Below are 21176 nucleotides of genomic sequence, written 5' to 3'. Positions count from 1 at the left end.
ATGATTTTGGCGACGGAGAACGCTGACGGCCGAATGGCATTCCTGCCGACGACGATCCGCGGGAAGCTGTTCCTCGTGGTCATCGTCATTTCGTTGTCAGCCGGTGTCAGCGCGCTGATCGCGCACCGCGCAAACAATGTCGTTCAGGAAGAATTGTCCTTGATTATCGAGGAAAGTCTTCCGGCCCTCGTGGTTGCGCACCAGATTTCGGAAACGACGACCAATATCCGGGGTGCGGCGTCGGCCGTGGCGACATCCGAGAATCCGGAGCAATTGGCGACCCGGCTTGGTGAGTTGGACGCCCACCTCCAAAATGTCGGCATCGTCATTCAGGGACTGGCTGCCCGCGGAGTCGCATCCGACGCCTTGGAAGACCTCAGAGCTTCAGCGAGCGAGGCACAGGCCTTATCGGCAGATCTCGGCGCAACTGTTGCCGATCGGATCAGCGTGGCTACCCTATTGAACGACCGCATCCAAGAGATCGCGCGCACCCACGCTGCATTCAACCGGTCGATCGAACCCTTGATCGGCCAGCAGCTTGAGGTCGTCCGCCAAGAGAGCGCGCGTGTCAACGAACGCACGCAGACATCAATCGACTACCTGAACGATCTGGGCGTCCGGGGCCTGATTGCTGTGATGAGCATGCAAGCGGAAAGCAGCACGATCGAGGACGCACTCCTCGGCGCACTCGACGCGCCGGATGAGTCCAGCGTTCAGGACAATTGGCGCCGCTTCGTGACTTCGAGTTCCGTGGCCGCGCGGAACGTCAACGAACTTCGCGACAATAACGCCACGAATGCCGTTATCGATACAGACCGGCTTCTTTCGGTCATCGACGCGATCATTGCTTTCGGCGCCGGCGACCGAAGCGTCTTCGAACTTCGTCGAGCCGAACTTACAGGAAACGCAGATGCCTCTTTCGATGCCGATGGGATCAGGACGGTCCTTCGTGAACTCACCTCCGAACTCGAGATGCTGCTCAGCCGCTCGATCATTCTAATACGCGGACGTGCGGTCACGATCGGCGCGGAGCTCGACGACGAGGTGTCGGCGAGTCTCGATGCAATTAACGACGCCAGCATATCCGGGTACGGTGCGCTGCTAACGCTGGAGGCACTTGGAAACCGTACCATTGGCGTCCTGTCACTGGTCCCCTTTGCCAGCGGTCAGGAAGCCCTCACTGACTTGCGGGGCAGCCTAGAGGCGATCGACGCGGAGTCCGACCAGTTACTGGGACGCCTGGAAGGAAGAGCCGACATTTCCGGCACAGCGGACGTAGCCGAAACCCTGATCGGATTCGGAAAGGGCGTCGGCAACGTATTTGATCTGCGAAGCGAGGAACTGGACACGCTGTCCCGCGTGAGTGAACTCCTCTCGGCAACAAACGTCACGACACTTACAATGAGCGAACTGGCAGGCGAGGTCGTTGCACAGATCCGCGGCAACGCGAATGCATCGTCTGCGCGCGTTCTGACCCTGCTCGAAAGCAGTCGCCTGACGCTCGCCCTGGTGTTGCTAAGTGCACTCGTGCTGATATTCGGCTCCATCGCATATGCCAGCCGCAGTCTCGGCTCGCGGCTGAGCGCATTCAGCACGGCGGCACTCTCTCTCGCCGACGGCAATCTTCGCGTTCCCTTGCCTGAGCCATCTGGTCAAGACGAGGTCGCGCGTCTTATGCGGGCGCTCACAGTGTTTCGCGATACCGCCGTTGAGATGGAGGAAAGCAACCTTCGCGAGATTGCCGAAGCCCGGCAACGCCTTATCGATGCGATCGAGACGATTTCAGATGGGTTCGCGTTTTACGATTCGGACGATCGGCTCGTGCTTTGCAACACGCGGTACCGGGACTTCTTGGGCGACCCCGAAGGTCGCATCGTCCGCCCCGGAATCACCGCCGAAGAGCTTGCCGAGCTTCTACCAAGCGGTTCGGGATTGAGAGTGAAAGCGCAGTCGATCGATCAAACGGCTTCCGCCGCCTCGGCGTCGGATAATGTTCGTAGGTTGCCGGATGGACGTTGGGTTCAGATCGACAAGCGCCGTACGACCGACGGTGGCTCGGTCGTGGTCTACTCGGATATCTCCGAACTTGTAAGGCGCGAAGTACAACTCACCGAAGCCAAGGAGGAAGCGGAAACCGCAAACGAGGCCAAGAGCGCGTTCCTCGCGGCCATGAGCCACGAGATCAGAACGCCGCTGAACGGAATCATTGGCATGAGCGGGCTGCTGGCATCGACGCGTCTCGATCCAGAACAACGGGACTTCGCAAATACCATCGGAGAGGCCGCGGATACTCTTCTGAGAATCATCAACGACATTCTCGATTTTTCGAAGGTCGAGGCCGGCGCTCTTGATCTCGAAGAAATCGAGATCGACTTATTCGAGACGATAGAAGGCGCGGTCGAACTCGTTATGCCGAAGGCTGACGAGAAGGGTATCGAGCTTGCCTGTCGCATCCACCCTGATGTTCCGCGAGGCGTGATCGGCGATCCGACACGGCTAAAGCAGGTCTTACTGAATCTTCTCAATAACGCAGTCAAGTTCACGGAAAAGGGCGAGGTCGTCCTGAATGTCTCGCGCAAAGCCCCGGAAGTCGCAGATAATGGTGCTGCATCGCTCACTTTCGCCGTTCGGGACACGGGCATCGGCATTCCTGCTGACCGCATGAGCCGACTCTTTAAGTCCTTCAGCCAAGTGGACGCCTCGACGACACGTCGCTACGGGGGAACGGGTCTTGGCCTGGCCATCAGCAAGAGCCTCGTCGAAAAGATGGGCGGTAAAATCGACGTCGAGAGCGAGGTTGGAAAAGGCTCGACCTTTTCCTTTTCCATCGACCTTCCGGCTTGCGTCCCTCAGGACCGGAAAGACCGGCGCGCAAGGATCGACAACCTCCGCGGCCGAACCGTTCTAGCGGTTGATGATAATGCCACCAACCGAAAGATCATCGGCGAACGCCTTCGCGACTGGGGCATGGTGCCTGAGCTTTGCGGCACTCCGGAAGAGGCTTTGGATGCCCTCAGAGCCGGGCATAGTTTTGATGTGGTTATGATCGATTACAAGATGCCACACATGACGGGCCTGGAACTGTCGACGGAAATCAGGCGACTGTTGGGCGAGAGCACGCCCCCATTGATCCTTTTCACTTCACTGACCCCGACGGAGCCCGAGTTCTGGTCTCGCGTCCGGGAGGCCGATTTCTCTTCGATCCTTACAAAACCTGCCAAGTCCTCACAACTGTTGCATTCTCTGACTTCCGCCGTCGCGGAGGCTGGTGCTGCAGACGAGCACGAGTACGAGTACGAGGTCGGGGTCGCAAGGGACCAGCAACTGGTGCTCTCCATTCTTTTGGTCGATGACAACCGAATAAACAGAAAAGTTGGACAGAAGCTGTTGGCAAAGAACGGCTATGATATCGATCTCGCCACAGGCGGCGCCGAGGCGGTGGGCATGGCCGCCGACGGTAGGTATGACGTTGTGCTCATGGATATCGAAATGCCAGAGATGGATGGCATCGAAGCCGCCCGCAAGATCAGGGAGACGCTCGATTCCGAACATCGTCCATTCATTGTCGCGCTCACCGCGAACGCACAGGCGTCTGCGCGCGAGACTTATCTCGGTGCCGGCATGGACGACTATCTCAGCAAGCCTGTAGTCGAAGCGGACCTTCTAGCTTGCCTAGAACGCGGCGAAGCCTTCCGCGCGTCTCAGGCGCAGCAATGACGGAAACCAAAGAACTGAGAGACATGATGGAGAAAGAGGTCATCGATCCCGCAGCCCTCCGGAAACTGCTGGATCTACTCGGCGGCGACCCGGAAGACCTGGACGAACTTCTCGCCGATTATTTCGACGAGGCGCCGCGCCTGTCCGCCAGCATTGCCCGAGCCGCAACCGACGGGGACACGGATGCTCTGCGGATTTCCGCCCACACACTCAAGTCGAATGCCCGGGATTTTGGTGCCGAACTGCTCGCCAGTCTATGCGCCGAACTGGAACAGGTCTGCCGTCAGGGTGATCTGACTAATGCGACCGACCTGGCCCAATGCATCCACACCGAAGAAATTGCCGCACGGGATGCCCTGCGCCGGATCGACAGCCACGAGCTTTCGAGGACGACGACAGGTTGAGAATGGAAGACGCGTCGGAACGGCAATCTCCTGCATCGATCCTTGTCGTCGACGACAGCCGCGTCAGTGGGCGTAAGCTGGTCAAGGCTGCAACTGCGCTGGGACACAAGGCCTACCACGTCTCGGACGGCGTAAAGGCACTAGAGGTGCTGCAGAGGGGGCCGATTGACGTCGTCCTTCTCGATATTGTCATGCCGGACATGGACGGCTACGAAGTCCTGAAAGCGATGAAGGCGGACGCAGCGCTGCGGGACATTCCGGTCATCGTGGTTTCATCGCTTGATGACGAGATAGGAAGTGTCGCCCGTGCGATCGAATTAGGGGCCGAGGACTTCCTGCCAAAGAACTTCGAACCGGCCATTCTGCGCGCCCGGGTAAACTCCTCTCTGGTCCGCAAGCGATTCCGCGACCGGGAGCTCGACTACTTCCGTGACATCGAGCGGCTCACACAGGCCGCGCAGGTCATAGAGAACGGCGCGTTTCGCCCCGACGAAATGGATGTCGATACGGTTGCAGCACGTCCAGACCCACTCGGCCGCCTCGCGGCAGTGTTTCGCGGATTGGCAGAGGAAATCTATGACCGTGAGCGACGCGCCGATCTGACCGTTAGAACGCTGCGCGGAACGCTCTTGGTTTTAGCGGCGGGCAGCATCTTTGGCGTTGCGCCTGCGCTCGGACGGCTCGCATTCGGGATCTCCGTGCCACCGCTCGGTCTTGTCTTCTGGGCAAATCTCTTGGCCGCAATTCTCTGCATCATCTTCTCAGTAGCGCGATCCGGTATCCCGCGCCTTCACATTGGCGATCTCCGCTTTCTGTTACTTTGGGCAATCATACTTGGAGGCTTCTATCAGGTCTTCACTGTCGTCATCTCTTCACATGTCGAGGCTACGATGATCGCGCTGATAGGAAGCTCCCGCGGATTCATGGTCTTTCTGTTGGCGGCAATTTTCGGACTGGAAGCGGCAAGTCTGCGGCGTTTCCTTGGACTTGGCATCGGTTTTGCTGCAGTCGCACTGGTCCTTCTTTTGCAAGGTTTGTCTGGCGATGGAAACGCGCTTGTCTGGCTGGCTGCAGCGCTCGTGCTGCCGTTCTTGCTGTCCCTTCACACACTTCTGATGGCTTCGCGACCGAAGCATCTCGATGCCGCGATAACGGTCGGTCTGATGATGACGCTGTCCACCGCCCTGATCCTGCCCGCCGCAATCGCTCAGGATGCCCTGTTTCTGCCGTCGCCCTCATTCGGCGAGCGAGAGATGCTAATTGTTGCGCTTGGCGTCTCCTCCGCCATCGCCCTGGTTTTGGCTCTTGACCTCGTGTCGACAGCTGGCGCGGTCTTCGCGGGACAGATGGCCTATTCGCAGACACTTGCGGGCATTATCTGGGGAATGGTGTTCCTTGACGAAAACCTGTCCGTTTTCGCCTGGGGGTCGCTGGCGCTGGTCATTCTGGGCTTCTGGCTGGTCGAGCCAAAACGTGTTGGCGAGGATTTCCGCATCACCCTCCGCCTCCGGGACCGTGGTAGAAGAGAGAAAGGGTAAAGTGGTTAATCGATGAAGCACAGAATTTGTTTCGGGACGACCGCTCTGTCCGCAACTCAGTCATTATTCGGATTTCGGTAAATGTCAGCTGCCACCAGAAGCGGTCATTCGGCAATTCACTGACCTATAGGGATCAAAGAGGCTCGCGATCGGGCCTGGACCGAGGGCGCTTGCCCGGCCCCTCCCCTGGTTCCCGTTGATGGGGTGGGGTGTAGCGAATTGGATGCCCGAAGTGGCCCACTGTTACCGCTCGCCATAATGGACCCTATCGGAGTGGAGCAATTGTGTGGTCTGCCGACGTTATCCGCAGCAGGAGCCACCTTCCTGGATCGGTGGGCAATCCACAGTACCGTACGAGCAATAAACGCAGCAATCACCTGGTAATGGCTTCAGTACCTCGCCGCATGAAGTGCACTCATAGAACCACTGGCATGCGTCAGTTGGCATAAGCTCTTCCGCTGAGTGCCCGCATTTAGGGCAAGTGATGGTACTGTTCAGTTGGATTTTCACATCGACCATTTTGCTCACACCAGTACGTCCAAGACGATATATCTTGGGTTGCATCGAGAAACATAGCACAAGTGTCTTGATACCCGTTGAGACTTTCCAATTGGCCAAACTCGTAGGCTAATTCCAACCAGTGGCTTCACGGGCCTCCTGTTCGACTTTCCGAGATGTCCCGACGTGCATCACGTACAATGACCCAAGAAGACTGGAGAAACAGTCCTGCAATCGCGAAGGCGACTATCAGGTCGGGCCAGGATGTGCCGGTCCACCCAACCAGAACCGCCGCAACCACCACAGCAGCGTTGCCAATCGCGTCATTCCTCGAAAAAAGCCAAACGGCCCGGACATTGGCGTCCCCGGCTCGATGGGGAATAAGGGCCAGCGCGGCGCCGACGTTCACCGCGAGGGCGACCAAAGCCAGCGCGCCCATGAGTTCCGCCTCGACAGGCTGCTGTGCGAACACGCGCCAAATGGTGTTTGCGAGGACGCCAGATCCGAGAACGCCGAGAAAAAGACCTTGGATGAGTGCAGATCGCGCTCGCCAGAGAAGACTCCAACCAATTGCCAGAACGCCCAGGAGTGTGATCAACCCATCGCCAAGGAAATCCAGGGCATCCGCTTTCAATGCCTGTGAACCAGCCAGGAAGCCCCCGATCATTTCGATGACGCCGTAGCCAACGTTCAGGATGATGACGATCCAGAGCGCCCTGCGATATACAACGGCCAAATGAGGCTTAGCCTCATCCGATCTCTCTGATGACTCCGACGGAAGCCGATCGAGGTGGTAGCCGGCATTCGAGACGGCAAGTTCGACATCGGCGAGGTGCTCATCACCTGGCGCGACGTCCAGTGTCAAGATTTGCGATGCTGTCGAAATCCTTGGGCTAGTGACGCCAGCCGAGCGCACGGCCTTTTCGACCTTCGCTGCACAGGACGCGCAATCCATGCCCGTTACGCGATATCTTACGGTTTCACCCAGGGGATATCTCCTCTCTACCAAGTTTAGAATCGACCCTCCTGATGTGGCAGCAATTGCCACGAAATGAACCCCATAGCTGATCCAAGACGGGTCATGAAGGCGCGCGGTCGGGTGCATGCGCCGTACCCCTAGATTACAGGCTGGCTTCCCGACCAGCGGACTTTGGCTGTCGCTATGCGGACAAAAGCATCCCGTGGTGTATTTCGCTGTGAGCAGCTTTGATTGACCTCGCTCAAGGCCAACCGTGAGCAAAGCATGCGAACAGCATCCACGCCAAGCCATGCGCTCAGAAGCGTCAGTGCGTTATAGGTGCAACCATCCAAACAGAGGAGCAATCCGATGAAGGCCGTGGTTCAGGACAGATACGGCGGGCCGGAACACCTACGTCTCGAGGAATTGCCGATGCCGGAACCGCGCGCGTCTGAGATACGAGTAAAGGTTCTCGCCTGTGCTGTGAACTTGTCGGACTGGGAATACCTTGTCGGCGACCCGCTCTACGCGCGGCTTGTCGGCGGCCTTTTTCGCCCGAAGAACCCGGTGCTCGGGTCTGACATCGTTGGCATCGTCGAAAAGCTGGGCGCGGGCGCAAACAGATTTGAAATTGGCGAAAGAGTAATGGGCGATCTAGTCATGGTGCGTGGCGGTTTCGCCGAATATGTCTGTGTCTCCGAGGCCGAAATGATCCGCGTGCCGGACGGTCTCTCGGACGAAATGGCCGCGTGTTTGCCTCAGGCGGGAGGAATTGCCCTGACCGGAACTGAGGGACTCAAGCAGGGCGACACGTTCTTGATCAATGGTGCCGGTGGCGGTTCGGGTACAATGGCTTTGCAATTGGCGAAGGAGGCAGGTGCTCATGTCACCGCGGTGGATAATGCGAAAAAGATCGCGTGGCTCGAAGAATTGGGCGCGGACGAAACGATCGATTACAGGGAACATGATTTCGCTCGCTTGGGAAAGAATTGGACCCGGATCCTCGACATGGTTGCGACCCGTGGCCCATCCCGGATTGCCAGGTGCCTCACAACGGACGGTGTCTACAGGGCAGTGGGCGGTCGGGTCAGCGTGCTGCTTTCTTTGTTGTTTGGTGGGTTGTTCTTTCGCCCCGCCAAAAAGTCCATCGGCATGCTAATGGTTCCCAGCGGCCGGGATCTGACTGAACGCGTCGCGCGCGCAGCGGTCGAAGGGAGGATTTCACCGCATCTGGAAGCCGTGCTGCCCCTCTCGTCTGTTCCGGAGGCGCTTCGCCGCACAGGTTCGGGAGAAGTAAAAGGCAAATTAGTCATCAAGCCTTGAGACGCGGCATCTCCGCAATACGGACAGGCGCAAATCCCGGCCGATGCTCACCAGCGGCCGCCAGACAATGATGCTGCCCTGATCAAGTGGCTTCCAACAAACGTCTACCACGACGATACCAGTCTTCTGTCCGTTTTCGACATAGCGGAATGCATCCGCGATCTCGTCCAATGGATACCGCCGATCGAATACACCCCGGACTTTGCCTCGGGACATCAGATCGGCAAGCTGTTGAATGAAACCCGCCGCGTCTTCGGGAAAGGGTAGGCAAGCTGAAGGATCGGTCCGCGGAAGAAAGCGCCATTGTCTCTTGGCGGTTTCCCAAAGACTGGTAGGTCAGTTGGCGAGATCGTTCGCATCGAAGGGAGTGTGTCTTGCGCCATGAGAAAGAGAAGACGCGCCGTGACTCAATGTCTGTGGTCGGACCCTATGCCCGAATACGGGCGGCCGTGGCCATTCTAATCTTTCTCTTGGCCCTTGGCGTTATCTGCTATCGAAGTTTCTTCGGATGACCGCTTTGCTAAAGAAGCTGGTAGGGAGCGGGGCCAGGATGACCTTTGCTCAATCTTCGCTTCGGAACTCCGCATGACAGGCATTGCAGGCTGCCGCGACATGCCAGGCCGCGAATACGGAGCCAGACTGCCGCATCATGCCGCCACCTTCCATCATGGCTGGGCCCATTTCCGCATCTTCCCATCTTTTTGGCAGGTTGCCGCGAGGTTGCATTTCGGCCTGCTCCGCCAGTTCCGCTGACCAGCGTTCAAGCATCAGCGCAAGATGCTCAAAGGATTCGAAATCTCTCCAGATCGCATCTTTCGCTTCACTTGGCGTTTCATTTGACCCCTCCGGGAAGAGTGTCGTCATGTGCTTCCCTGCACCTTCCTGGATTTCCGAGGCTGCGCGCCGCACCGCTTCTGCATCGTAAGTCAGTTCGCCGTGCATCATCGCGAAGACTCGTTCGATTAGCTCCTCGAAACGCTCCATCTTCTCCATGCGCTCTTTGACCACGCCAGTCGCTTTGTCATGCGCGATCGCCACAGAGGCGAAGCAAAAAACGAGTGTACCTAATAGTAGCCAAGACCTCATAGTGATTCCTCTAGGCCGGGACAAAAGACGCCTCGGCCAATATGCAGTCGAGAATCGCTTTTGTCACACACGGATAGCAGATCAAACGTTCGCTTCGTGCTGATTGTGTTGAAAAACTCCGCTGCCCGAAAATCAGGTCGATAATCCAGAACTCTGTTCCTGAAAACGATCCGTCAGAAAGCAGCGTTCACCAACTGTACGCCTCGCGGGAAGATGTTCCGGAGAATCTGCCTTGCTCACCGGGACGCTGAGTTTTTCAACACAATCTGCTCTGAGCGGCCGTTCGCTGCGCTCGTCTCAAACGGTTTCTTGCTGGTTGCGTGCAAGCTTCGCGGAAGCTGAACTTATTTTCAGGCGTCGTTCGAAGCCAGGCTACGTGTGTTTGAGGTGGGTTCGATCCCCGTTGGTGGGGTGGGGTGACCGCTCCCGGAGTCGGGTGGGGGAAGTGGCCGCGATCCGAAGGTTCGAGCTCACATAATGGAGCCCATCGGCTCCTGGTAGTTAGTACTCCAGGCCTCCGAGGCTCTGAATTTTCGCACTGATAGAGGCAACCTTCACTTGATATGCTTGTGTGACGCGTGCAATGCGACAGCTTTAACGGGCGATCGGGGCGCCAAGCGCCGCGGCCATCCGTGCAATTGCCGAGGGTTGCTGCGCGTTCCTGCTAAGGTAGTCCGCGCCCGTATAACCCCACCAGTCCCAGCAACCGTTGGGATTACCAGAAAACCAGTTATGCCAAGGCGAGGGCACAGCGGTGGCCTGAGGGTAGAGTACGACGATGTTGTTCGTCTCAGCCCAGCCGTTAAAGCCGGTGAGGCGCACATAGTCATCGCCGATCGCCTCGCGGCCCTGGTTGCATCCGTGCAGGGAGATGTGCAGACGGCATGTTTCTCGAGCGCGGCAGGCGGAGGGCACGTAGACGAAGGCAACCTCGTCCATCCCCGCCGCACCTTCCAAATAAACTGATTGATCAAACGTAAGGAGGTTCCCGGAAACGGGCGAGACGGGCGGCACAAGTTCGCCGTAGAGCCAGTTGAGAATATCGCCGGCCTGGTCGAAATCGCAGTCGACCAGGTACTCTGGCGATGTGTCCGCGCAGCCCACCGACGCATTTTCTGTGACGAAGCCGTGCCCAGCCTCAACAGAGGAGACGTAGTTGATGGCCACTTCGGATACGCCCAGCGCGAGATACGTCGCCTCGAGAGCATCCATGCTAGACCGTGCGACTGTCTCGTCCTGCGTTCCGTGGAACATATAGACGCGGTCGGATGCTACTCCGTCGAGCCCGTCGATTTTCTCGGCTGAAGCCATGTCTCGCATCGACTGAATCGACTTCTCGGGGTCTGGTCCCCTGAAGAGAGGGTCCATGCAGACGTTCAACGCCTGCCAAACTGAGTTATCTGCACAGTTGAACGGTCCGCCAGCAACTACCGCGGCACCTACGATGGATTGTGAAAAAGCGATTTGTAGTTGCACCGCCATGAAGCCACCGCTGGAAAGACCCGAAACCGTTGTCTGGCTGGGATCAAGGTTAAGCGAGGGAAGCGGGTCCGCACCGGCACAGCTAGCCCAAGACGCGACGGCGAAGGATATGCTCGACAGATATCTCAATTCTCATCCAGCCTTTCTCTATAAATGGGGCGACGGGCCGTATCTTGGGATACCGTGTTCTTAAGTTGCCCCTTGACGCTAGGTGGAAGACGGCGAAGCGCTTTCGGGCAGGACCAGCTCGATGCTGACACTTCTCATGTCGAACTTCAAATGGCGCAACGGAGTGAGCCAGCGTTTTGATGGCCCGGTTCGGATATTCCCGAGCCTAAAGCGGTGGGGCCACGTTCGCGAAGTGGTCGCTCGGGCGTGCCTGAGCCCAAAAGACCTGAGCATCCTCCTCAGATGATCGCTCTGAGCCCCCTTTTTTTTCTGACCACTGGCGAGCGCCTTATAAACAGCCACTTCTGAAAAACGCATGCGTTGTGGCTCTGAACGCAGGCAGCGTTTGTCAAATTGCGCTACGGCGGTAGAAACCGTCGCTCGCTCTATCGAGCGACGTTCCTTTTTTCGATTGATTTTCGAGACTTGGCCAACGCCTGACGCCATGCAATTTTTCCGACCGCGACCGCATTCATCGGATTGCGTGACAAGCGAGCCATCTCGGCGCGGGCGGCCGCGGCGACCGCAGCAGGTGCTGTGTTCATGTGCCCCGCATTCTGCGGCGGCCGAGGGTCATATTCGAGCATCAACTGAATGCGCTCAGCTGTTTCGCGGCCTGCGATCACTTCAGCCAGGGCGTAGGCCAAGTCTATACCCGCTGACACGCCAGCTGCGGTCCAGATCTTGCCCGCCCGGACTATCCGTTCGTTCGGGCATGGCGTGGCGCCAAAGCGTTTCACAATATCCATCGCCGCCCAATGCGTTGTGGCGCGCTGTCCTTTGAGCAGGCCCGACGCAGCCAGGATCACGGCGCCTGAGCAGACCGACGTTGTGTAGCTTGTATGTCGGTGAACTTTGCGCAGCCAATCCGAAAGAGCGCCGTCAGCCGCTGCCACGCCGGTCTGGGCCTCCGAGCCGGGCACAATCACCACGTCGGGGTCGGGCGTTTCAGCAAAGCTGTGCGTCGCCCCGACGACAAGAATGCCACGGTCCGTTGATACGGGACCCGGAGCATGAGCGACAAAGCGAAGCTCGGCGCCGGGGAGCATCTTCAAAACTTCATAGGGCCCGACCGCGTCAAGCGCGGTAATACCTGGGTATAGGACGATGGCAATTTTCATGCGACGTGCCCCTCGGTGTGATCTCGCGTGATGTCGATGTCCTCGGCACCCGCCTCATCGAGGCAACGGTCTTCGACCTGCAGGGTAACAAGAAGAAAACCGAACTCGTCACGCAACAGGTCGTGTGCCGCCTGCAGGACCTCTCCCGGCTCATGGCCGGTTTCCATCCGTATGTGACCGGAGAATACATGCCTGCCGCTGGTCAGCGCCCAGGCATGAACATGGTGCACGTCGCTGATGCTCTCGAGTTTCTCGAGCGCAGAGGTCACCTCTCGAAGGTTCACATCCTCCGGTGTTCCCTCCATCAGCATGTGAATGGACTCCCTCAAAATTCCCCAGCTTGCCCAAACGAGAACAAACCCGAACGCCATACCAAGCAGCGGGTCGATCAGCAGAAACCCGGTGAACCGGATCACCAGAGCCGTGATGATGATGAGCAGACTGCCGACGAACGTCTGAATGATATGCCAGACGGCACCGCGCGTATTCAGATCGCTTTTCCCATCTTTCCAAATCAATCCAAGTGAGATGAACTCGGTCACCAGGCCGCCTGCCGCGGCCCAGAGCATTGGACCCGTAGGTAGGTCGATCGGAGCGGATAGTCGCATGGCGGCCATCCCGATCACAAATAATGCCATCGCTAGAAGGAACGCACCATTGATGGCCGCTCCGACGACCTCAGCACGGTACCAGCCGAAGCTGCGGTTCTTGTCGGCGGGACGACGGGCGATCCGGGCCGCCAGAATGGCAACAAGGACGCCGCCAACCGCAGAGAACGTGTGAAACGCGTCGGAGATCACGGCGATGGAGCCGGTCCATAAGCCAATTCCGAGCTCAACGACGAAGTAGATACCGGTCAACCAAGCAGAGATTGTGAGCGCCCGACCTCCGCTAGGCAAATGTCCCGAATGTCCATGTTCCATGTGAGAGTCTTTCTTTTGGATTTTCCAATATTGCCGCAGTCAGTAGGTACGGCATGCTTGGGTTATCTGGGTAACGCCTTTGCCTGACCGACAGCGCCTTGCCGGGGCCTTGGGGGCCGCGATGCGTCCTGACTATCACTCTTCTCCAGATCGGCGATGATTGGGCAATCCGGTCGGTGATCGCCGCTGCAGGAGTCGATCAGCGTCTCAAGCGTTTTCGACATGGCTTCTAGTTCTTCGATTTTGCGGCGCAGGTTGCCCAGGTGGCCCTGTGCGAGTTGCCTGACATCCGCACTGCGACGTGCGTCATCTGTCCAGAGTTCTAGCAACTCGCCGATCACCTCGACCGAAAAACCCAGATCACGGGCGCGGCGCACGAAGCTCAGGAGGTGAACATCCCTCTCGCTGTAATCGCGGTAGCCGGACTCGGTGCGATGGGCAGGTGGGATCAGGCCAGTCTGTTCGTAGTACCGGATCATCTTCGCCGAGACGCCAGAGAGTTTAGCCGCTTCACCGATGTTCATGTCCGTGCCTCCTCGTGCAGTTTAAGGGTGTCCGCGATCCTCGGCTTCTGGTCGGCGAAGGTTCCATAGGTGAACCAGTCTCCGATCACGGCGATCGGCGCGACGCGCACGCCGTACCGCGCTTTCGCCTCTTCCATGATCTCGGGATCGCTTAGATCGCGTTCCTCGAACGCGACGCCCGCTTGTTGAAGCCACGACTTGAGTTGGCGGCAGTCGGGACAGGTCGGGGTGGTGTAGATGATGAAGTCGCCGGTGTTCCTGGTTTGCGGATTCATTGATCAATTCCTTCTGTCTGTTTTGGCGAGGGCCCAGGCCCTGAACGGCCCGGGCACGCGTGGTCATTCCGCCGGGATTGCCGCCGGTGTGCGAACCGGGTGGCTTGCCGGGATATCCGTTGGTGACGGCGTTGCGAACCGCTTAAGCCGCAGCGCGTTGCCAAGAACGAAGACGCTGGAAAGCGCCATGGCCCCGGCGGCAAAGACCGGCGACAACAGGATGCCGAAAGCCGGATAGAGGACGCCTGCCGCCACCGGGATCAGCGCCGTGTTGTAGGCGAAGGCCCAGAACAAGTTCTGCCGAATGTTCCCGATGGTCGCCTGGCTGAGCGCGATCGCGTTGGGGACGCCCTTGAGGCTGCCCGACATCAGCACCACGTCTGCCGCCTCGATGGCCACATCCGTGCCGGTGCCGATGGCAAGGCCCACATCGGCCTCCGCCAGCGCCGGCGCGTCGTTGATGCCGTCGCCCACGTAGGCCAGCCGTCCCAGGGCCTTCAGGCGCGTCACGGCATCGACCTTGCCGTCGGGCAGGACCTCGGCCACGACCTCGTCAATGCCGAGCCGGCGGGCGATGGCCTGTGCCGTGCGGGCGTTGTCGCCGGTGATCATCGCGACCTTCAGTCCGAGGGCATGCAGGGCGGCGATGGCCATGGGCGTCGATGCCTTGATCGGGTCGGCTACGGCGATGATGGCCGCAAGTTTGCCGTCGATGGCGGCGTAAAGCGGTGACTTGCCCTCGTCGCCCAGGCGCTCCGCCGTCTCGGTGAAGGCCGCGGTGTCGAGGCCCAGTTTTTGCATGAAGCGGTCGGCCCCGATCTGGACACGCTGATCGCCGACGGTGGCTTCCACGCCGTAGCCCGTCACCGAGACGAAGCCCTCGATGGTCGGACGTTCGAGCCCCTCGGCCTCTGCGGCCTCGACGATCGCCCGGGCAATCGGGTGCTCGGAGCGTGCCTCGACGGCAGCCACGCGGGCCAGAACCTCGGCGCGATCGAAGCCTTCGGCAAGGTCGAGATCGGTCAGGGCAGGCTTGCCCTCGGTCAGCGTCCCGGTCTTGTCGAGCGCGATCACGCGGGTCTCCTTCAGAAGCTGCAGCGCCTCGCCCTTACGGAACAGCACGCCCATCTCGGCCCCCCGGCCCGTACCCACCATGATCGAGGTGGGTGTCGCGAGGCCCATGGCACAGGGGCATGCGATGATCAGAACTGCGACCGCATTGACGAGGCCGAAGGTGAGTGCCGGATCGGGCCCCCAGATCAGCCAGACGCCGAAGGTCAGCGCTGCCAGTGTCATCACCGCCGGGACGAACCACATTGTCACGCGGTCGACCAGCGCCTGGATCGGTAGCTTGGAGCCCTGCGCCGCCTCCACCATGCGGATGATCTGCGACAGCATAGTGTCGCCGCCCACCGCAGTTGCGCGGAAGGTCAGCGCGCCGTTCTGGTTAATGGTGCCACCGACAACCTCCGCGCCGGCACTCTTTGCAACCGGGACTGGCTCGCCGGTGATCATCGACTCGTCGACATAGCTCTCGCCTTCGATGACTTCGCCATCGACCGGCAGGCGGTCACCGGGGCGCACCTCGACGATGTCGTCAGGAGCGACCTCGGCCACCGGGACTTCCACGACTGATCCATCGCGGCGCACGCGCGCCGTTTTGGCCTGAAGCCCGACCAATCGCTTGATGGCCTCGGAGGTACGGCCCTTGGCGCGTGCCTCGAGATACCGGCCCAGCAGGATAAGTGTGACGATCACCGCTGCGGCCTCGTAGTAGACATTGACTGTGCCTTCCGGCAGCACGCCCGGCGAAAAAGTAGCCACGACCGAGTAGAGATAGGCGGCGAGGGTACCAACTGCGACGAGGCTGTTCATATCAGGGGCACCACGCAGAAGCGCTGGGATGCCTTTTGTGTAGAAGCGCATACCAGGCGCTGCGAGGACGAAGGTCGTCAGCGCGAACTGCAGGAGCCAGCTTGCCTGATGCCCGATCGTGGAGCCGACCAAGGCATGCATGCCCGGAATGACATGACTACCCATCTCGATCACGAAGACCGGCAGCGCGAAGGCAGCCGCCAGCCCGAGATCGCGCTTTAGAAGCGCCTGCTCGGCATCCTTGCGAGCAGCTTTGGCCTCGTCCTCGCCGGAATCTTGCGCGACTTCACGCGCGGTGTAGCCGGTCTCGGCCACGGCGGCGATCAGTGCGGCGACATCGGCGGTGCCCACCACCATCGCCTGCTCTGTCGCGAGGTTCACGTTGGCAGAAGTGACACCAGGAACGGCCCGAAGCGCGCGCTCTGCCCGGCCAACGCAAGATGCGCAGGTCATGCCATCGATGGAAAGTTCGGTTACTTTACCAGGAACGGCGTAGCCCGTAGCTTCGACCGCAAGGATCAGGTCAGTCCGGACAGAAGGGTCTGAGACCCGGACCTCGGCACGTTCTGTCGCGAGGTTGACGCTCGCGGACACCACGCCCGGCACCGCCAGCAAGGCCTTCTCTACCCGGCCCACGCAAGAGGCACAGGTCATGCCTTCGATCGGAATTTGTATCGTCTCGGCCGTGAGCCGAGTGGTGTATGTGTGAGCATTCATAGCTTATTCCTCTCGTCTTCGAATCAGTGCTCACATGCCGAGATAAGGGTTCCAACGATTGGAAGGTCAAGCATGAGAGGAAATTTTCTGCACTAACTGGCGCTTGCGTCTCCTACTGCTTGGTGAATTCAGCTTTCCAGAGGCGGACATCTTACAAATGAAAGTTTCATCCGATTGCTTTACGGCTTCTCGAGCGCTGGGTCAGCGACATCAAGGAATTAGATTTATATACTTCTTATCAGTACGTTACGAGCAGAATAACGTTAGGTTAGCCAAGGGCTCTGGGGTGTCCTAATAGCGTGATGAACGACAGCTTTGCGGATACTAAAGGCCTTTCATGGCGTCGCCAGAAGCGCTGCCTCAGCAAGCCCTGTGATCCGGCTCTCATAATCTGATTGCGACCAGCCACAGTCGCGAACCAAGTGTTCCCAGTTTTCAACCGACAAAAGCGTCCAAAGCAGATCGGTTGCAACTTCCTCATTCAGATCCTCTTTTAGCACCTTGTCCGCTGCCAAAGCCTGAACTGCGGTGGCGCACCCATGCCGGACCGCTTGCATCCGGTCATCCCATGCTGCTGCGGCCTCCGCATCACTGTCTTGCATGGCGCGAAGTGCGACGGACATGCCGTGGATTTCGGGAATGTAGCCGCCCCATGCGCTGATGAAGGCCACAAGCCGTTCCCTGCCAGAAGTTGCAGCCCTGCTGTCGGCCAGACGCGCATCCACGTTCTTGACGGAATCAATGTGACGAGTCGCGGCCACAAGTAGCTCTGCTCGCGTCGGAAAATGCAGGTATAGCGCCTGGCGAGTGATGCCCGCCGCTTTGGCGATATCGGACATACGAACCTTTTTATCCCCGGATTCCAATAGGTTCCAAGTGCAATCGAGGATACGGGCGCGGGTATCGGATGAATTTCTTGACATCGTGTCAAGTTACCCTTTATTGACACCATGTCAACTTTACACCGTGTCAAGTGAATGGCCGGTATCAACCTAGAAAGGAGAATCCAAATGAAAGTCATCGTATTTGGCGCCACAGGGACCGTTGGACGTCTCGCTGTCAAAAGCCTGCTGAAGGCTGGCCACACTGTCACGGCCTTTGCCCGTTCGCCCCAGAGACTGAACCTGAACGACCCCAAGCTGCGCCTCGTCGCTGGCGACGCGATGAAGCTCTCTGACGTGACAGACGCGGTCGCAGGGCATGAGGCGGTCGTCGTGACCCTTGGCGCAGGGATGTCGCGCAAGAGCAAAATTCGTTCGCAAGGTACGATGAACGTCATCAAGGCTATGCAGACCCATGGGGTCCGTCGTCTGATTGCGCAATCGACTTTGGGTGCTCGTGATAGCTGGCCCACGCTGAACTTCTGGTGGAAGCGCGTGATGTTCGGCGCCCTGCTGGCCCCTGTTTTCCGCGATCACGAGTTGCAGGAGCAATTGGTCGAGGCGAGTGGCCTGGACTGGACCATTGTCCGCCCTGGTGCCTTCACCGACAAGGCCACCGCACGCCCGGCGATTGAGGATGTTCCGAATACGGCACGTGGCCTTGATCTGAAGATCGCCCGCAGTGAGTTGGCCCGTTTCCTGACAAGCCAGCTGTCCGATCGTCAGTACATCGGCCGCGCCGTTGGTCTGTCGAGCTGAGGAGCAAGAACCATGGAATGGATATTGATGATCGCTGGACTTGCCGTGGCACTGGTTGCCGGGGTGTTCCTTGGCTTTTCCGACTTCATCATGCGGGGGCTGGCACAGGCCCCTGCAAACCAAGGGGCGGCAGGCATGGTGGGGCTGAACCGAACGGTCTATCGGTCGGTCTTTATGGTGCTGCTTATTGGGTTAGCGCCAGTGTCAGGATTTCTCGGTCTCTTGGCGCTCTGGCAGTTTGAAGGCGCGGCACGCGCGCTGACTTTGGCAGGAGTTGTTGCCTATCTGATCGGTGTATTTGCCGTGACCGGCATGGGCAATGTTCCGATGAATACGCGCCTCGAAGCAATGGACGGTCAGACACGCGAAACCGCAAGTTACTGGCCGCGCTATGCACAGAGATGGACTCGGCTGAACCACGCAAGAACCGTCTCTTCGGCGCTAGCGGCACTTTGCTGGCTGACAGCCGCACAGATTGTCTGAGACAGGCGGATAGGAGGCGTTCCTATTCGATGGGTCTTCTCGCAAAGCGGTCACTCGGCTGTGGCTCAAAAAAGATCAAATTGGCTCGCCATCGGCCCTGGACCGAGGGGGCTTGCCCTGTCGGCGGTTCGAAACCCGTTGATGGGGTGGGGTACCCAGGGTTTGCTGTGTTTACGGGGTTTGATTTGGCAACGGCGTAATGCCGTCGAGCGCAAAGCGCCGTTAGTAGGGGATTAGTAGGGAATGTACGTCAAACGTTCTCTGGCCTGGTCCGACACCGTCCAAGAAGCCTCTTGAAAATAGACAAGCAATCATAGGGGGTTATCCGGTACTAGGCTGTGCTATCGGGCTGCGTCCAAAACATGGACGGCAAAATTCGTAATGATGGGGTCGGGGGTTCGAGTCCCTTCAGCGGCACCAGTTCTTTAACAAAATCAGGTTCTTAATCAGAAAACACTCGCTTGGCTGATGTCGAGTGTCTGCTTTGATCCCCAATGCAGACATGCTTGTGCGGCTGCAGCAAGAGCGCGAAAGCTGCCTTTCGCTCGGGTGTACGCCAATGTCTCAGTTGCGGACCAAGCGGACCTAAAGGGCCCTCGTAGGAGCGGCAGCATTGGTGGGACGCTCGTCAGCCTCGCTTCCTAAACAATGCGACCAATGCGGCGACACCGATGTTCAAGCCGACATAGACATAAAGCCCTGACTGCGGGCCCTCGGTATCGAGGCGGTAGACCGGTAGGACCACAAGCACAGTGTTTTGCACGCCGTGCATGATCCATGGAACCGAAAGCTTGTAGCCGGAGAGTTCAAACAGCCACAGCATTTGAAGCGAGAACGCCATCGTGAAAATTACGAATACCAAGAAAGGTATGTAGATGTGCGGGTCTCCGGGGATGATCCAAAGAGGCAAATGCCATAGACCCCAAATCGCCCCTAGCAAAAGACTTCCCAAAACGAAGCCAAATCGCGATTGCATAGGACGCTGAGCGTAACCGCGCCAACCAAATTCCTCTTGGCCACCGCCGAAGATCATCATCGAAAGAAAGGCTGGAATCAGCCAAATAATAGCCGGATATCCCAAGTCTGGGGGAACCATGCTTCCGGGTAGTTCGTCAATTCCAGTCGCAGAAACTAGTGCCACCGCCACCCATGCAAGCGCGATTGGCAGAAGAAATGCAGCGGCGAGGACAAATGGATTCGTGCGAAAGTCGAACCCGCTCTTGATTAAGGCCCAGGCCATCCGCCAACCGCCAATTCGGCCAAGCAGGATGAGCGCGGCGATCGGTGGGCCAAACGTAGAAAAGAAGCTTGCGAACCCATTGTATCCGTCACCGCCAATCGGCGTCGAAATCCCAATCCACGTTAGAAAGGTCGGGATGAAAACCAGCCAGGAAATGACGAAAGTCAGAGCAAAGTAGTTCAGTAGCGAACGCTCGTCCTGCATGACTTTCCCCCTTCCGCAACAGGACATACTATGTCGCGTGCAGACTGTCACCGGGCGCGAACCCCGTATTGCGACGATGTCTGGGCGCATGCTGCCCGCTCATTCGCAGGCGGGGCAGGGCGTGTCGCTGCTGAGGGATTTCAGATCGACCTGTCCCTGCCGAAAATTATCCCCAGCAAGTTCTCTTTGAGCCCTTCGATTATCGGCACTTTGACCACTAAGGTGCGCTGAAAGACGGTGCCGACGATCATATCGAGTAAGAAGGGCAGGTCTTCAGCCGAGATTTCACCCCTTCCTCGCGCGCGCTCCAGAGCTTCAAATGCCGAGACACGCCAGGGGTAGACGAACCGGTCACGAAAGATCTGCGCCATCTTCGGATCACTGCCACCTGTTGTGATTGCTGCGAAGATGACGATGGAGGCCAGAGGGCGCGTGAACGTGTCTATGAGCTGAGCTATGGCGGCATCCATGTCTGCCCTGGAATCTCCGGTATCGGGGACCGTACCAATGGCGATCTCTTGTTCCGCGGCTTCCAGAACCAATTCACCCTTGGTCTTCCACCAGCGGTAGATGGTTGCCTTGCTGACACCTGCCTCCTGCGCCACTGCCTCAATGGTCAGGTTCGAATAGCCGTCTTTGAGCAGCAGCTTTCTAACTGCTGCGAGTATGGCGGTTTTGGATCGCTCGCTGCGTGGACGACCACCGCTGCGACCTTCACCGTTCTTGTTCTTGTCGCTCATTTGTCCGTCTGCTCCGAACCTGCCTCATCCGTAAAGCCGAATTCGAAAATCTTGACAAGTAATGAAACGAAACGCATCGTTTATAAAAAGAGCATCTGCATTGGAGGGTCCGATGGATGCAATTCGCGGTTTCGCCGATAGGCACCCGTTCTGGTTTGTCGTCGCAGTGGCCGTTCTCCAACCGATCATCGCGGTGCCCTTCGTGGTGGTCTCCAAGGTGCTGGGAACCGAGATCACCCCGCTCCGCCTGATCATCCCCA

Annotated in this window: 18 protein-coding genes and 1 pseudogene; 6 read left to right on the top strand and 13 right to left on the bottom strand. The window is 58.6% G+C overall.

All coding sequences use genetic code 11. From position 1 onward, the window contains the following. The 3 genes from ACKLNI_RS00605 to ACKLNI_RS00595 are packed head-to-tail and all read left to right on the top strand — an operon-like array spanning window position 1 to window position 5659. On the top strand, window positions 1-3717 hold the full coding sequence (locus ACKLNI_RS00605) for a response regulator (RefSeq protein WP_413717050.1): 3717 nt from the start codon (window positions 1-3) through the stop codon (window positions 3715-3717). Then, complete coding sequence (locus ACKLNI_RS00600; RefSeq protein ID WP_413717049.1) at window positions 3714-4121, top strand: Hpt domain-containing protein; 408 nt, start codon at window positions 3714-3716, stop codon at window positions 4119-4121. Before ACKLNI_RS00605 ends, ACKLNI_RS00600 begins: the two co-directional genes overlap by 4 nt. Window positions 4122-4123: 2 nt before the next feature. Further along, window positions 4124-5659, top strand: a complete 1536-nt coding sequence (locus ACKLNI_RS00595; protein ID WP_413717048.1) for a response regulator — start codon at window positions 4124-4126, stop codon at window positions 5657-5659. A gap of 300 nt (window positions 5660-5959) precedes the next feature. Here the strand turns inward: ACKLNI_RS00595 and ACKLNI_RS00590 are convergent, their stop codons facing one another. Further along, window positions 5960-6178, bottom strand: a complete 219-nt coding sequence (locus ACKLNI_RS00590; RefSeq protein WP_413717047.1) for a GDCCVxC domain-containing (seleno)protein — start codon at window positions 6176-6178, stop codon at window positions 5960-5962. A gap of 127 nt (window positions 6179-6305) precedes the next feature. Continuing rightward, complete coding sequence (locus tag ACKLNI_RS00585; RefSeq protein WP_413717046.1) at window positions 6306-7166, bottom strand: cation efflux transmembrane domain-containing protein; 861 nt, start codon at window positions 7164-7166, stop codon at window positions 6306-6308. Window positions 7167-7484: 318 nt separating this feature from the next. Here ACKLNI_RS00585 and ACKLNI_RS00580 point away from each other — a divergent pair, with 318 nt between their 5' ends. After that, a complete protein-coding gene (locus tag ACKLNI_RS00580; RefSeq protein WP_413717045.1) occupies window positions 7485-8438 on the top strand; it encodes an NAD(P)-dependent alcohol dehydrogenase in 954 nt (317 codons plus the stop codon). On the opposite strand, the pseudogene ACKLNI_RS00575 reads toward ACKLNI_RS00580, so the two are convergent. From ACKLNI_RS00575 to ACKLNI_RS00535, 9 genes and pseudogenes are all read right to left on the bottom strand, one after another. Continuing rightward, window positions 8421-8735: pseudogene (locus ACKLNI_RS00575) on the bottom strand (zinc-binding dehydrogenase); the annotation flags it as partial. The gene ACKLNI_RS00580 and the pseudogene ACKLNI_RS00575 overlap by 18 nt on opposite strands. A 264-nt stretch (window positions 8736-8999) precedes the next feature. Further along, a complete protein-coding gene (locus ACKLNI_RS00570) occupies window positions 9000-9446 on the bottom strand; it encodes a c-type cytochrome (RefSeq protein ID WP_413717044.1) in 447 nt (148 codons plus the stop codon). A 672-nt stretch (window positions 9447-10118) separates the two neighbouring features. Beyond that, complete coding sequence (locus ACKLNI_RS00565; RefSeq protein WP_488199633.1) at window positions 10119-11135, bottom strand: extracellular catalytic domain type 2 short-chain-length polyhydroxyalkanoate depolymerase; 1017 nt, start codon at window positions 11133-11135, stop codon at window positions 10119-10121. 425 nt (window positions 11136-11560) lie between these two features. Beyond that, window positions 11561-12295 carry a DJ-1/PfpI family protein gene (locus ACKLNI_RS00560; RefSeq protein WP_413717042.1) on the bottom strand — a complete coding sequence of 245 codons (735 nt, stop codon included), beginning with the start codon at window positions 12293-12295 and terminating at the stop codon, window positions 11561-11563. Then, entirely contained in the window at window positions 12292-13218 is a 927-nt protein-coding gene (locus tag ACKLNI_RS00555) for a cation diffusion facilitator family transporter (RefSeq protein WP_413717041.1), read from the bottom strand. Before ACKLNI_RS00555 ends, ACKLNI_RS00560 begins: the two co-directional genes overlap by 4 nt. Window positions 13219-13280: 62 nt before the next feature. Beyond that, window positions 13281-13742, bottom strand: coding sequence for a Cu(I)-responsive transcriptional regulator (gene cueR, locus ACKLNI_RS00550; RefSeq protein WP_413717040.1), 462 nt, complete (start codon window positions 13740-13742; stop codon window positions 13281-13283). Then, the gene (locus ACKLNI_RS00545) at window positions 13739-14017 is read right to left on the bottom strand and encodes a glutaredoxin family protein (RefSeq protein WP_413717039.1); all 279 of its coding nucleotides are present in this window, start codon (window positions 14015-14017) and stop codon (window positions 13739-13741) included. The genes cueR and ACKLNI_RS00545 overlap by 4 nt, the downstream gene beginning before the upstream one ends. A 63-nt stretch (window positions 14018-14080) precedes the next feature. Beyond that, window positions 14081-16609 (bottom strand): heavy metal translocating P-type ATPase, encoded by a 2529-nt coding sequence (locus ACKLNI_RS00540; protein WP_413717038.1) that lies wholly within the window; start codon window positions 16607-16609, stop codon window positions 14081-14083. A gap of 335 nt (window positions 16610-16944) precedes the next feature. Then, window positions 16945-17532 carry a TetR/AcrR family transcriptional regulator gene (locus tag ACKLNI_RS00535; protein ID WP_413717037.1) on the bottom strand — a complete coding sequence of 196 codons (588 nt, stop codon included), beginning with the start codon at window positions 17530-17532 and terminating at the stop codon, window positions 16945-16947. A gap of 87 nt (window positions 17533-17619) precedes the next feature. Between ACKLNI_RS00535 and ACKLNI_RS00530 the strand changes: the two genes are divergently transcribed. Both ACKLNI_RS00530 and ACKLNI_RS00525 read left to right on the top strand, forming a co-directional pair. Next, on the top strand, window positions 17620-18249 hold the full coding sequence (locus ACKLNI_RS00530) for an NAD(P)-dependent oxidoreductase (protein ID WP_413717036.1): 630 nt from the start codon (window positions 17620-17622) through the stop codon (window positions 18247-18249). Between the two features lie 12 nt (window positions 18250-18261). Continuing rightward, window positions 18262-18732, top strand: coding sequence for an anthrone oxygenase family protein (locus ACKLNI_RS00525; protein ID WP_090029183.1), 471 nt, complete (start codon window positions 18262-18264; stop codon window positions 18730-18732). A gap of 628 nt (window positions 18733-19360) precedes the next feature. On the opposite strand, the gene ACKLNI_RS00520 is transcribed toward ACKLNI_RS00525, so the two are convergent. Together ACKLNI_RS00520 and ACKLNI_RS00515 are read right to left on the bottom strand one after the other, a co-directional pair. Then, window positions 19361-20176 (bottom strand): CPBP family intramembrane glutamic endopeptidase, encoded by an 816-nt coding sequence (locus ACKLNI_RS00520; RefSeq protein ID WP_413717035.1) that lies wholly within the window; start codon window positions 20174-20176, stop codon window positions 19361-19363. A 140-nt stretch (window positions 20177-20316) separates the two neighbouring features. Further along, window positions 20317-20916 carry a TetR/AcrR family transcriptional regulator gene (locus tag ACKLNI_RS00515; protein ID WP_413717034.1) on the bottom strand — a complete coding sequence of 200 codons (600 nt, stop codon included), beginning with the start codon at window positions 20914-20916 and terminating at the stop codon, window positions 20317-20319. Between the last annotated feature and the right edge of the window lie 260 nt (window positions 20917-21176).

Source organism: Silicimonas lutimaris (assembly GCF_047314965.1).
Taxonomy (GTDB): Bacteria; Pseudomonadota; Alphaproteobacteria; order Rhodobacterales; family Rhodobacteraceae; genus JAVJUV01.
The sequence above is the reverse complement of the archived record's forward strand: the minus strand, read 5'-3'. Positions and strand labels throughout refer to the sequence as shown.